The organism is Lacipirellulaceae bacterium (assembly GCA_040218535.1).
Lineage (GTDB): Bacteria > Planctomycetota > Planctomycetia > Pirellulales > Lacipirellulaceae > Adhaeretor.
On the sequence record JAVJRG010000009.1, the window covers coordinates 1 to 12,904 of the forward strand.

Below are 12,904 nucleotides of genomic sequence, written 5' to 3' on the forward strand. Positions count from 1 at the left end.
CACAGCGTGGCGACGCTGCGGGAAGCTCATGTGTCTAGTGTATCTGAGCAGCGCTTCCGTCCAAGCCACATCTGTGAGGCAAAACACCAACCAGCAAGGCAAGGGGATCTGAGCAGCGCTTCCTTCCAAGCCACAGCTGCCGATTCGCAAAGGTTTCCGCATGGGCGAGTGTATCTGAGCAGCGCTTCCTTCCAAGCCACAGCCGGGAACACGCGGGCTTGCGTGCGGTTCTCAGTGTATCTGAGCAGCGCTTCCTTCCAAGCCACAGCTTGTTGAGCATGATCCTGAGCCTCGAAGTAAGTGTATCTGAGCAGCGCTTCCTTCCAAGCCACAGCCTGCCTCGCCAGTAGTGAAGCATGATGCCAAGTGTATCTGAGCAGCGCTTCCTTCCAAGCCACAGCTCGTCCTGGACGACGCATTGCAAAATGCGGAGTGTATCTGAGCAGCGCTTCCTTCCAAGCCACAGCGTCTGAGGTCAGGCATTGATGCCAGACGTCAGTGTATCTGAGCAGCGCTTCCTTCCAAGCCACAGCGCGACCCCAAACCATTGCGTGCCGGTGGGTAGTGTATCTGAGCAGCGCTTCCTTCCAAGCCACAGCCAAGCGTTGCTCCGCTTCTAACCAAATAGTAGTGTATCTGAGCAGCGCTTCCTTCCAAGCCACAGCGTGATGTTCGCCTGGCTGATCGTGCTGACCAGTGTATCTGAGCAGCGCTTCCTTCCAAGCCACAGCTAGTGAGTGCTTGTTTGCTGAGCGAGAAGGCAGTGTATCTGAGCAGCGCTTCCTTCCAAGCCACAGCCGGTGGACTTTCCCATGAACGGGACGTTTGAGTGTATCTGAGCAGCGCTTCCTTCCAAGCCACAGCGCTGTCGAACATTAGAAATCGCCTCCCTCTAGTGTATCTGAGCAGCGCTTCCTTCCAAGCCACAGCCGACGTCGCACTGTTCGCACAATTCGCGGTAGTGTATCTGAGCAGCGCTTCCTTCCAAGCCACAGCCTTACCCACTTATCATCCGACCGCTTGGTCAGTGTATCTGAGCAGCGCTTCCTTCCAAGCCACAGCGCAATGGGAGCTGCATCGGAGACGCCGGGAGTGTATCTGAGCAGCGCTTCCTTCCAAGCCACAGCCAAACCAATGGCCGATCCACACACGCTAACAGTGTATCTGAGCAGCGCTTCCTTCCAAGCCACAGCAAAAGCTCGCGCCGCGAACGCATAGCTGTAAGTGTATCTGAGCAGCGCTTCCTTCCAAGCCACAGCTTACGCTTACGCGGAGCGAGCGAAACCAGAAGTGTATCTGAGCAGCGCTTCCTTCCAAGCCACAGCACGCACCGACGACGACGATGTAATGTATCAAGTGTATCTGAGCAGCGCTTCCTTCCAAGCCACAGCGAGAGTATCGGACAGGCTTCGTTCTACCGAAGTGTATCTGAGCAGCGCTTCCTTCCAAGCCACAGCTCGCAGCAATGCTTGTCAATGCTTTCCCCGAGTGTATCTGAGCAGCGCTTCCTTCCAAGCCACAGCTCGTGCTTGGCAGGGTGTAATCCGGGTACAAGTGTATCTGAGCAGCGCTTCCTTCCAAGCCACAGCGCTAGAGGTGATGGGAGGAGCGTCTTACGAAGTGTATCTGAGCAGCGATTCCTTCCAAGCCACAGCTACTTCTGATGAAGACATAGGTCCAATTGTAGTGTATCTGAGCAGCGCTTCCTTCCAAGCCACAGCGAGTCCTAGGAGTCGCGGCACATCTCGCCTTGCGTTATTCCAGGACGAATCTTTGCATTGAGCCATGAAAAACACTCACTAAGTCAAACGGCCTAGTGAGTGTAGCGCGAGCCTAACGACCCGCTTCGCAGTGGTTTAATCCAGCTACAAATCAAGGTGAGGAAAAGACATCTTCCGCTCAGAAGGGCTTGTGCACTGGCTTTCTGTCAGGAAAGCTTCCAGTTGCTGCGTAGTAAATCGCATTGCGGTACCAACCCGATAGCATTGCAGCTTTCCGCCAGAGACAAGCTTGTAGACCATTCTGGTAGAGACGCGCAGCCGCTGGGCAACTTCTTTCGCTGTGAACATTCCTTGCTGTTCTCGTGACATGGCACTTCTCCTACGCTTCGTATTTCAAGCGACGACGTTCGATCTCGGTTAGAAACCTCTGGCGTTCTACAGGATCTCTGAACTGAGTGACCAGGAGCTCTCCTGCCTTCTTAGCAAACTCACTGTAAGAGACGATCCGCTCGCCACGCTGCAACAAGCAATTTGCCAAAGCTCCTCGAGCCATGCGTGCCAGTAGAAGCGGTTCGACTGCTTGCCTATCGATAGGCTTGAACTCTCCCAGCGGTTCTCCGAAAACTTGACGAAAGCCTTCTTGAATTGCTTTCCAGATTGGAGCCGTCTCTGCTCTTGATTGGTGCTTTCTCTTGCGATCGACAGGACTCTCTGTCAGTCGAAAGAAGTCGTACGTAAGCGTCTCCGCGAGTTTTCCGCATAGATCCAGAAACTGCTCGGGTGTGTCGATAGACTTCTTCCGCAAATAGGGTCGCCCAAGTTGGAATTCTAGTCTTGTAGCAGTTGGGGGAATCTTGCCGTGCCATCGGCGTTCGATGAGGGCTCTGTTGTAAAGTGCATCAGCTACACCGAAACGCTCCTTGTACTTGTCGTAAACGATGAATCTTCTGGGTTTCTTCCCTACGACGAAGTCGGCCTTATCCTCGTCCTGAAAGTCTATCTCAGGCTTCACAGAATGTGCCTGCGTGATATAGCAGTCCCGCTGTACGTAGCTTAGTAACCTCGCGGGGTTGAGATACGAAACGTCGAGACACATGTCGGCGCGACTGATCACCTTCTCAAGGATTCGGTAGCCGAGTATTTCAAGCAGTACTTCAGCCGTGCTCAACACTTCCTGCAGGCCGACAAGTAGGCAGTGTCGGCCTGTTTGCTGTACGCAAAAGTTTGGTGTCGGGCGATTCCTTCGGTCCTTTAGCTCACACTCCTCGATGTTTCTTGGAGATATTCCAATAGTTGCTCCTCGAATCGATAGCTTGTATTCGAAGTGCTGGCCTTTCGCACCGCCTCGATTCAGACCCTGACGGTGAACGTGAATTTCTCCGAATTCCCAGAGGGTCAGTTTGACGTATGGCTTGCTTGACTGTTGGCATCTCTCTTTCGCTTCTGCGATAACACGCAGCGACATATTGGACGTAGAGTCTGCTATCCGCTGTGCCCATGCCGTCCACTCAAACCAGTCAATCCCTCCCGCCAATCCGTACTCTGGAAAGTTAGGAAGAGTTGGATGGCTACTGTTCCCTTGGGTGTTACTAAGGCACCCAGCGGCTTCGCCGCCCGCCTGCGGGGCGTTCCCTCCGGAAACGGACCGCTCCTCGGCAGCCGGCGAGACGTTCTTTTCTTCATAGTCCTTCGATTCCATTCTAAGGTACTCCTTTGATTACGTGATGTATAAGACCTCTGCTCTGGCTCGACAAAAGGGGCCCGCCCCTACCACCTTCGCCGTCGCACCGGCCCCAACGGCGGGGCGTAGGCCGATGCGACGTCGAAGGCGGAAGGGGCTCACAGGCTCCCTATGAAGGCTACTTCTTACCCTTCTTCTTTCTCTCAATCTCGGCCTGCTTCTGCTCTTTAGCGTGAATCTCCTTCATCCTCTTAAATCGCTTCTCCTTCGGCAGAAAGTTGGCCATGATCTCATTCCAGTCTCGTTTACATTTGCTCCTTGCTTCACCTGACTTCCATAGTTCAACAACGTCTCCAAACGACACAAAGCACGCCTTCGGGAATGCATACGTTTGATCAAAGTCTCCAAGCCAAGCGGTAAGCTTGAGCCAGGTGGGATCATCATGACCCACTGCGACTCCCACTATGTCTGGAGGTTTGGGGAAATGGACAGCACGGAGGTAGCCACGATTGACTAAACGGCTTACCGCCATTCGGTTCAGGTTCAACATCGTTGCCGCCTGGGCTTGAGTGATTAGTCCATCCGGATATTCTTCGAGGGCTTCCGCGTACCATGCCATCATGGCGGCGCCGATGTCCTCTGCTTTGGGCTTCGGTTTTCTAGGCATGTTCTCTCGGTTTCAATCATTGTTACATTTGTCACCATATGCGCAACAGACACAGTAGGCAAGAGCAGTATAAGGGAATGCAATCACGTTTTCACTGAAAATTGATTGCGGGATAAGAAGTTGCAGAGTTATTGCAGAGTTACGGAAGATAACCCATGCATTTCAGGGTATTGCAGAGACCCTGTTCCATTAGTAGATTCGACGCAAGTAATGGATTGATAATCGTTTGCGGTATTCTATGATTATCCCTCGCTAGATTCGGGACGCAGAGGTCGGAGGTTCAAATCCTCTCAGCCCGACTCGACCGAAACTACGCCGAAACAAGAGTTTACGTTACCTGCCCAACCTCGGCAGTGCGGCACTTTCTTCGAGGCTAAAACGGTACGGTACCGTTTTAGCAATCACTCCAAGGAGATTGCATATGCCGCGCACTACTCACGCTATTCCAACATACCGCCGACGACGAGGTCGCAAGTACGCAAGTGGCCGCCGCGAGGTTGATCAGGCCGTCGTGACAATCAATGGCCATGATCATTACCTAGGGCCTCGTGGAAAAGCTTGCAGCTCACTACCCGCCAGCCCACGATTTTCTCCGACAGCGGCGGGAGCTGGAGCAGTGGATCACAGAGCAATGGGGACTGCTGGAAACCTACCGTAGCAACCGACCGAGATAGCGATTGCCTCCTATCCCAGCGATCAATCCAATTCACTGCCCATTACTCATGCTGCTTCTGCTTAGCCGGCACTAATGACGTTCGGTAAACGTCTTTCATTGACAGAATGGCGCGCCATTTGCGTCAATTAATCTCTGGGAACAACCCAAACCAATGAAACGGAGAGAGCAAGATGTCCACCACCTCACTCGAATTGCTGCTGCTCACTGAAGATGAGCTCGACGAAGCGAAAGCGCAAGTTGAGGAAGCAGCCTACTTTAAGTGGCTTGATGCAGGGTGCCCACAGGGCGTTGCTGACGAACTCTGGCAAGAAGCGGAGCTGGAATGGATTGAATACAGCTATGTTCCAGATCGATTGCCAGCAGCAATTAGTGATTAAATCAGCCCAGGGCAACATCCAAGATCATCATGACAGTGAAGCCAACTATTAGGTTTACTGTCGCCAAATCAACGTTGCCCTCCCTTTGGGATTCGGGAATCAGTTCTTCGACAACGACGTAGATCATTGCACCCGCAGCGAAGCTTAAAGCGTACGGCAGTATCGGAGCAGCATACACTACCGCCGCCGCTCCTAGGACCGCAGCAGGAGGTTCAACCAATGCCGAAAGTTGTCCGTACCAAAAGCATCTCAACCGGCTGACACCTTCACCACGGAGTGGCAAGGCAACGGCCACACCTTCAGGGAAGTTTTGGATTCCGATTCCAATTGCAAGCGCTACGGCTGCCCCCAGGTTCGCAGACGGGAGGCCGGCAATCACACCGCCGAATGCGACACCAACGGCCAGTCCTTCAGGGATGTTGTGCAAGGTAATCGCGGAGACCAGCAGGATTGCGCGTCGCCATGTCGTTTTCGGCCCTTCTGCCTCTTCCGTTGGATAGCCAATGTGAAGGTGCGGAAGCAGCTTATCCAGCATCCAGAGCGCAGCGCAGCCCAGGAGAAACCCTACTGCTGGAGGCAGCCATGCGGGGAGAGAACCCTGCTCGGAAATTTCAATCGCTGGTGCCAATAAAGACCAGTAACTTGCAGCGAGCATCACACCGCCTGAGAAACCCAACATGGCGTCGAGAACTCTCCGATTCACTCTCGCAGCAAAGAATACCAGTGATGCACCCAGAGCAGTGACTGCCCAGGTAAACAATCCTGCCATCAATGATTGTCGAATCGGCGTTTGTTGGCTGAACCACTCGATCATGCTAAGAATCGCTCACGTTCGCAGGTTCACAACCGCTTACTCCTTCCACGGCACAGAACTTGCTTGTCGTAGGCAAGCAATTGCCAAGGCTTGTAGGGCATCGAACATTGGTTCCTATTTCTCAAAAAAATGCTGACCAACCTGCTAGGCGTAGTGAGATAGCAGCTTGGGTTCTCTATGACTGGGCAAATAGTGGTTATGCCGTTCTTATCATCACGGTCTTCGTTGCGTACCTTCAAAACGACGTGTTTCCAGCGGCAGTATGGGGATCGACAGGTCCCATCGTCTGGGCTTGGAGCATCGCGTTGTCGATGCTGATCGCTTCGATACTTTCTCCATTCCTAGGTGCGATTGCCGACGGGCATGCTTGCAAGTGGTTGTGGCTGGCAGGCACAGCATACAGCGGTTCTGTCTGCTGCCTATTGCTGGGGATTATGCCGACCGATTACCCCTGGCTGATCGTTTTCATCTTCTTCCTAGCTAACCTAAGCTTCGAACTCTCGCTCACATTCTACAATGGTTTCCTTCCTGAGCTAGCTGAGGAAGATAGACTCAATCAAATCTCGTCGTGGGGGTATGGCCTTGGGTACGTCGGAGGCGGAATAGCGCTCTTGATCTCCGTACTAATCATTAGCTACGGCCAATACCTTGGGTTAACTGATCGAATATGCCAACTCAAGTTCAGCATCGTTTTCATGGGATTATGGTGGGGTATCTTCACGCTCCCCGCAGTACTGCTACTGCGTGACAAGCATGTTGCTGAGTCCGGCCCAAGGTCAACTCTCGATTGGGCCCAATACTCTTGGCGTGATGTGGTTTCCACAATACGTAGCATTCGAAAATACAAAATGCTTGCGTTGTTTCTGTTAGCTTTTCTTTGTTACAACGATGGAGTGCAAACCGTATTGAGCCAATCTTCGACCTTTGCCTTGCAAGAACTGAGTTTCACAGAGAGCGAGCTAGTAAAAGTCATTCTTATGATTCAGTTTGCCGCACTGCCGGGTGCGATCGCGGTTGGTTGGGCGTCTGACCAATGGGGGCAGAAGCGCGTGCTTATGTGGTGCCTTGCTGTTTGGATTATCCTGCTGACTCTTGCGTATTTCATAGAGAGTAAGCATGAGTTTTGGATACTTGGCGGAGCAGTCGCCATGGTAATGGGAGGAACTCAATCGGTCAGTCGTGCCGTCATGGGAGTTATGACTCCCCAGAAACAGTCCGCGAAGTTCTTTGGATTTTATAATTTCTCTGGGAAGGCAACCGGATTCTTCGGCTCCTTCATGTTCGGGCTTATTCTGGCGTTCACAGGTAGCTCTCGCTTGGCCATTGTGAGTTTGTTAATCTTATTTGGCTTGGGTATGGCTCTTCTATCGCGTGCTAACTTCGTCAAGGCGCGGCGAGTAAGCAGCTAGCCGGATCCATGAACGGAGAGGAGCCAGAAAGCAATCGTTCCGTTGGGCAGCTAGGGCATCTCGAATTCATGTTCGGCTTCTCGAACTGTTAAGACGGGGCAGCTGGCCTTGCGAACAACTTTTTCCGCGACACTTCCAATCAATGCATGTTTGAGACCTGTTAGACCGTGGGTACCCATCACGATGAGATCAATCTGATTCTCTCTTGCATAGCGAATGATCTCTACGAAGGGGCTCCCATGGCGGATTGCGCGGCCACTTGAACGACTAACGCTGTGTTCTGCTGTCATCCAGCGATTCAATTGCTCCTGAACAGAACTCTCTTGTTGATCCAGGTAAGTTGTCGGCAGCGATTCTCCAATCATCGGGGCGACAATAATTGGCTCGATCACATGCAGCAAGTGAATTGCTGCGTCGAATCGTTCCGCAATTTCCTCAGCGTAGATCGTCGCGTCCTGCGAACACTTACTGAAGTCTACGGGAATGAGGATGTTCTTGATGGTACTCATGCTTACACGCCAGTTGCCTTGGAAATTGCTCGGCCTTGGAGCGGTAGGACTGACTTCTATCAAGTCACCTCACCGCACTTCGGGCTCGCCTGAGTGCTTAGAAAGGGAAGCAGTGAGTCCCAACAAACAGTAGAGACTCGCTGCTTCGCTATTAGCCCCCTTGTTAGCTCTTGACTTCGATTTTTCGCGACTTTGCTTCTTCCGCCTTGGGAAGCGTGACGCAGAGGACCCCGTCATGAAATTCAGCGACGGCCTCTCCTTCTTCGACAGAGCAAGGCAAAGAGGTCGTTCTTGAGAAGCGACCGCTAGAGCGTTCAACTCGATGGAACGATTTCCCTTTTTCCTCTTTCTGCTCCTCGCGTTCGCCACTAATCGTAAGGATGTTGTCGCTGAGGCTGATGTCAATCTCGCTGGCCTTCATGCCTGGAAGATCTACTTTGACCTCAAGGGTACTTTCGGTTTCAGCGATGTCCATGTTTGCCGTGACGTGCGGGGCAAACCATCCTTCGCCAATCTCGCCCCAAAGTCGTGAAGCAGCCTGCTCAAGGTCATCGATCAAACCTCGCCCAGCGTTAGAGCGTGCTGTGGTAGAGCTGGGCCCTCGAGCTGTTAATGCACCTGCCATTGTCTGGTCTCCTTTTTCCTGTTGCGCTTTGATAGATAATGATGACCTCGTTCCTAAAGAAGCCAATCGTCTCACTCCATGCTTTGCAACTGTCGTGCCATCGCACCTTCATCACTCCGTTCGCATTGCCGTTCCCAATTTGTTCTTCGCTTCTCCAAGAGAACCGGAACCTCTCAGAAATCTCCTAAAGATCGTTTAATCTCCCTGCATCTCGCACGAACTGCTTCAGAGCTTTTTCTTCCATCCGTTGGACATTTGAGAAAACCTCGCGCAGAAATTTTGGCTCTGCTCGGTCCGCCAATTCACGATACTGAGCGATTAATTCTTCACTAAGCGAGACACCAAGTGCGATGACTTCGTCCACGTCGGAGGAGACGTTGAGCTGCAAAGCTCTAATCCGATTATATAGATGGTGATGTGATTCGCCGTTTCCAGCATCCTGAAGCCACGAATCGAGGACTTTTTTTGGGGCATCGTGTTCATACTCTGCCAAGGCCTCTGCGATCCTCTGCTCATGTTGACTCATGTAGTCGAGCAGTAAGCGAACCCTCGTTTGATTGGCATCATCGGCCATTCTGTGATAGAGAGCGCTCACTTGCTCATGGAAATCTCGCGAACGATCAATAATGGCGCGTGTTTGTGTGAGTGGCATTGCTAACCCCCATTTCTGATAAGTAACCAGCAAGCTAGAGGGCATTTCTTATTCCAAGCCGCGTGACAGCGGTACGAAGTGGATTTCGCGGTAGCCCTTGAGCGATGCGAGCCGTTTCGCACAGTGAGGTGTGCGAAAAGTGGTCACGGTGTACTCTGCTCGCCCCCACAAGCCTTGGGTAAAAACCGTCCGCTGTGCTTAACATATGCTCGATAGTCTTCGCCAAACTTTGCTTCAAGATACCGTTCTTCGAGAAGCGCACGCTGGAAGAGCAGTGGCATTATCGACAGACCCAGTAACCCAATTAGCCAGTTACCCGTAATCAAGATCATTCCAAGGATAAGTAGCCCGAAAGAGGTGTACAGCGGATGACGGACGCAGCGGTAGGGGCCTCTCGTGATCAAACGCTGTCCGGCATTGGTTTGAACACTGTCGCTCCAATTCATTCCCAGGCAACGATAAGACCAAACCGCCAAGGCAGTACCGAGCGTGCCAGCAGTTGCTCCCATAACGATGACAGACGTTGAAGTCTGGAAACTTGACCACGCAAGCAATTCCGGGTTCAAGGTGTAAACCACAATTGCCAATGCTGTCAGGGCACTTGTGATTCGAACTCCGAAACGTGAAGCGATATGGTCGCTACGTTTCGTCACTGTGCTATCCGCCCCCGTAGCGCGCTTGCGAGCAAGCTGGGTAACAGCCAGTACGATCAGGAACCCAGTAATCAACAGGATCCTCGAAAGATGCGTCGCTGCCATTTGATGCTCCTGCAGAACTTTTTGAGTTCATCTGTCGCGGCGTCATAGGCTACCAGAGTCCTTGAAGGCTATCGGGTAAGCAGTGTCGGATATCGCGGACTTCGCCTTCGCTGACATGCTTTGCAAGGACACGAAAGACTGCCCTCGTAACCCTCTCAACATCCGTGAATTTATCTTCTCTGTAGCCTTCACGCACATGTTCTAGAAATTGTTCTTTCGTACGATCTTGAATAGGGACCTCTACCGGCTGCCAACCTTCGTAGAAAAACCCTCGCACAAGCATGGGCAGTTGTGCAGCTAGATCGACTGTTTCAGGAAGCATCAAGCGATCTCGTAGCGTGTGCAGCACTGTCCGTAGGGCGTGGTAGGCTTGACCATGAGTCTCTAGTTCAAGCTCCTCGGACAATTCGTGGAGCCACTGGTTGGTCTTGTGTATCGTCGAGTCAAATTGTTTAAGCCCTGAGCTAGCCATTTGATTACTCCTGAGAAAACGTTAAGTGCAGCGAACGCTTGCTTAAGCGTTCATTTCTCGCTCCCTTATTCTGTGGGATGTCGTGTCGCAAGTATGCAACGTCTTAGCTGCTCAAATAATTCTGCTGTCGCTTCATCTCGGCGGGCCAATCGATTCTTCGCCTTGAGATTCTTCAAGGTTACTTGGTAGGGCTTCACTCCATCGTTAGTCCTCCAAGCTAAGCCGATATAAACCATGCCATCGTGGCACTCTGCGGACATCGGACCAAGATGCCCGGTGATTGAAGCGGCATAATCAGCCTCAGAGGTCTTGAATAAAACACTGCACGCCATCTGCATCGCTACGGGTTCGCTGGTGCTAGTCCATTGCTCAATACCTTCCGCTCCAACGTCGAGCAGATCAATCTTTGTTTGATCGCGATAAGCAATCACCGAACCACAGAAGTACTCCGAAATATCTGGGATCGCCCCCAGAGCAGCCGCAGCGCGCCCCGAAGTGCAACTTTCGGCCAGAACCATACGCAAGGACTCGCTCCTGAGCAGCCTGACCAAGCTTGTCGTACTGGCACTCAACGGGGCACGGATCGAGTTTTGGACTGCGGATGTTGTCTGCGGATCGCCGCCATTCATTACGACCTCCTCTGAGAGGCTTGCTTGAGTGCCATCAGAATATCAATCGTGGAGACCAATCCTTTGAGATGACGTTCCTCATCAAGCACGAGCAGGCGATGGATACGGGAATCGATCACTGATGCAAGGATCTTCGACAAGGGAGCGTCAAGGTCCGCGTAGATCAGATCCGTTGACATGAACTCGCTGACTGGTCGCTCCGCAGCGAGAGCGATCTCCTTGCGAATCTTTTCGAGCTGTTCGTCATAGACTCTAGAGGGCAGGACCAAGTCGCTCGTAAAGTAACCTGAACTTGCTGCCTCTACCTGTTTCTCTGCAACCTTCTCTTCAGCCTTTAGGAAGTCGCTGATTGAGAAGACACCAACACAGACACCATCTTGCGAAACAACCGGGACACCGGAAACACCCTCCCTGAGAACAACGGCTGCAACTTGTGCCAGAGTGTGTGTCGGCCAAACAGACTCCACTTTTCGGGTCATGATGTCGCAAGCTCTTGTCTTGTTACACCACTCATGAATATCCATTGGGAATTTCCACCTTCAAGAGACGCAGGTTGTTAAACGGTTAAGGAACTCTGCAAAGAGAGTGCCAAATACGATTTCGTCTGGGCAGTTCAATTCCTTTCTAATGTGTGGTCCGCTCATCGACACAACGACGCACGAATGTGCGAAAAGCGTCCTTGTGTGCTGGATCGCACATCAGAAAGGGGGCTAGCCCTCGTCTTGCCCGCGCAAATAGACGAACCAATAGACAAGCCCAACCATTAGTGAACCTCCAACAATGTTTCCCAGGGTCACGGGCAAAAGATTCGCTACTAGAAAGTTCTCCCAATTCAGGCCAACGAACTCAGTCGAAGTCTTATCGACGATCTCCCAGAAATGTTCTTCAGCAAAAGACTTCACAAAGAGCCCTGCCGGTACGAAGTACATGTTGGCAACACTATGCTCGAATCCAGCAGCAACGAACGCTGTGATCGGAAAGAGAATGGCGAGGATTTTGTCGGTAGTGCTTCGAGCGCTGTAGCAGAGCCACACAGCTAAGCAAACTAAGGCGTTGCAGAGGATACCTAAGGAAAAAGCCTGTAAGAAGCTATAAGAGCACTTGTTGGCGGCGATGCTTAGAACATTCAGGCCAATGCCACCATGAGCTTGGTTGTATTGTCGAGTAAAAAGCATGATCAACGCTGTTAGCACTGCTCCAGTGAAGTTGCCGGCATACACGATGGTCCAGCTCCAGAGCAGCCGGGTGACTGTCAGTTTGCCACTTGCAAGAGCCATCACGACAAGGTTATTTCCCGTGAAGAGTTCCGCTCCCGCTACGACAACGAGAACTAGCCCTAGACAAAAGGCGACGCCTCCTAGTAATCGGGTAACCCCGAATGATAATGTTTGTGCGGTTTGTGTCGTGACCACTGTTGCGAAGATAGCTCCCAAGGCGATGAACGCACCGGCAAGCACCGCCAGGACAAACATTTTGCTCGCTGGGAGCGCTGCTTTCTGGACTCCAATCTGTTCGGCGCGCTTTGCCATTTCGACTGGTAAGAATGCGTCGATATGTATGTCTTGCGTCTGATTGTTTGTCTTACTGACAGGCACAGGCACCTCCCAACGGTTATCGCACAAGACTCTCCTGCAAGTTCGGGGCCGCATTTGGGCGTACACCTACATAGTTGCCGCATTTCATCGGCTTGAGTTTCGGAAGTTTCAAGCCGTAGCAGTCCGTACAGACTGTGCGAGTTCGCACGTACCCTGTTCGGCTTCTCCTGGTTGCGGGCGGTAGTCCACTGATTCTTCGCAAAATTCTGGGGGATTCGGCGAGGGGGACTCTTTGGCACATTCGTTGCTATTGTCTGGTTGGAAGATGAAAAGAAACCTAACTCGACAGCCAGTGGTGCGGACACTATTAGCAATACTA

General features: G+C 52.1%; 14 protein-coding genes and 1 CRISPR repeat array. Of the genes, 2 read left to right on the plus strand and 12 right to left on the minus strand.

Annotated features, from left to right (window positions below; translation table 11 throughout):
* The first annotated feature begins 36 nt into the window (after window positions 1-36).
* Window positions 37-1,721: direct repeats of the CRISPR family, unit length 36 nt; unit sequence AGTGTATCTGAGCAGCGCTTCCTTCCAAGCCACAGC.
* Window positions 1,722-1,865: 144 nt separating this feature from the next.
* The 3 genes from RIB44_11045 to RIB44_11055 all read right to left on the minus strand — a co-directional run bounded on the left by RIB44_11045 (window position 1,866) and on the right by RIB44_11055 (window position 4,069).
* Complete coding sequence (locus RIB44_11045; protein ID MEQ8617120.1) at window positions 1,866-2,090, minus strand: helix-turn-helix domain-containing protein; 225 nt, start codon at window positions 2,088-2,090, stop codon at window positions 1,866-1,868.
* A 10-nt stretch (window positions 2,091-2,100) separates the two neighbouring features.
* Window positions 2,101-3,420 carry a hypothetical protein gene (locus RIB44_11050; protein ID MEQ8617121.1) on the minus strand — a complete coding sequence of 440 codons (1,320 nt, stop codon included), beginning with the start codon at window positions 3,418-3,420 and terminating at the stop codon, window positions 2,101-2,103.
* A gap of 160 nt (window positions 3,421-3,580) precedes the next feature.
* Window positions 3,581-4,069: a hypothetical protein gene (locus tag RIB44_11055; protein MEQ8617122.1), complete on the minus strand. Its 489-nt coding sequence runs from the start codon at window positions 4,067-4,069 to the stop codon at window positions 3,581-3,583.
* 846 nt (window positions 4,070-4,915) lie between these two features.
* Here RIB44_11055 and RIB44_11060 point away from each other — a divergent pair.
* Window positions 4,916-5,122 (plus strand): DUF2934 domain-containing protein, encoded by a 207-nt coding sequence (locus RIB44_11060; protein MEQ8617123.1) that lies wholly within the window; start codon window positions 4,916-4,918, stop codon window positions 5,120-5,122.
* Between the two features lies 1 nt (window position 5,123).
* Here RIB44_11060 and RIB44_11065 read toward each other — a convergent pair whose 3' ends face one another.
* Window positions 5,124-5,936: a ZIP family metal transporter gene (locus tag RIB44_11065; protein MEQ8617124.1), complete on the minus strand. Its 813-nt coding sequence runs from the start codon at window positions 5,934-5,936 to the stop codon at window positions 5,124-5,126.
* A 245-nt stretch (window positions 5,937-6,181) separates the two neighbouring features.
* On the opposite strand from RIB44_11065, the gene RIB44_11070 reads away from it, so the two are divergent.
* The gene (locus tag RIB44_11070) at window positions 6,182-7,345 is read left to right on the plus strand and encodes an MFS transporter (protein ID MEQ8617125.1); all 1,164 of its coding nucleotides are present in this window, start codon (window positions 6,182-6,184) and stop codon (window positions 7,343-7,345) included.
* Between the two features lie 50 nt (window positions 7,346-7,395).
* Here RIB44_11070 and RIB44_11075 read toward each other — a convergent pair whose 3' ends face one another.
* The 8 genes from RIB44_11075 to focA form a co-directional block, all read right to left on the minus strand.
* The gene (locus RIB44_11075) at window positions 7,396-7,854 is read right to left on the minus strand and encodes a universal stress protein (GenBank protein ID MEQ8617126.1); all 459 of its coding nucleotides are present in this window, start codon (window positions 7,852-7,854) and stop codon (window positions 7,396-7,398) included.
* 163 nt (window positions 7,855-8,017) lie between these two features.
* Window positions 8,018-8,479: an Hsp20/alpha crystallin family protein gene (locus RIB44_11080; protein MEQ8617127.1), complete on the minus strand. Its 462-nt coding sequence runs from the start codon at window positions 8,477-8,479 to the stop codon at window positions 8,018-8,020.
* A gap of 184 nt (window positions 8,480-8,663) precedes the next feature.
* Window positions 8,664-9,131, minus strand: a complete 468-nt coding sequence (locus tag RIB44_11085) for a hypothetical protein (protein MEQ8617128.1) — start codon at window positions 9,129-9,131, stop codon at window positions 8,664-8,666.
* A gap of 143 nt (window positions 9,132-9,274) precedes the next feature.
* Window positions 9,275-9,889, minus strand: coding sequence for an isoprenylcysteine carboxylmethyltransferase family protein (locus RIB44_11090; protein MEQ8617129.1), 615 nt, complete (start codon window positions 9,887-9,889; stop codon window positions 9,275-9,277).
* A gap of 49 nt (window positions 9,890-9,938) precedes the next feature.
* Window positions 9,939-10,361, minus strand: a complete 423-nt coding sequence (locus RIB44_11095; protein ID MEQ8617130.1) for a DUF2267 domain-containing protein — start codon at window positions 10,359-10,361, stop codon at window positions 9,939-9,941.
* 65 nt (window positions 10,362-10,426) lie between these two features.
* The gene (locus RIB44_11100) at window positions 10,427-10,990 is read right to left on the minus strand and encodes a nicotinamide-nucleotide amidohydrolase family protein (protein MEQ8617131.1); all 564 of its coding nucleotides are present in this window, start codon (window positions 10,988-10,990) and stop codon (window positions 10,427-10,429) included.
* Window positions 10,990-11,469, minus strand: coding sequence for a CBS domain-containing protein (locus RIB44_11105; protein MEQ8617132.1), 480 nt, complete (start codon window positions 11,467-11,469; stop codon window positions 10,990-10,992). The genes RIB44_11100 and RIB44_11105 overlap by 1 nt, the downstream gene beginning before the upstream one ends.
* A gap of 231 nt (window positions 11,470-11,700) precedes the next feature.
* Entirely contained in the window at window positions 11,701-12,585 is an 885-nt protein-coding gene (gene focA / locus RIB44_11110) for a formate transporter FocA (GenBank protein ID MEQ8617133.1), read from the minus strand.
* Window positions 12,586-12,904 lie beyond the last annotated feature (319 nt).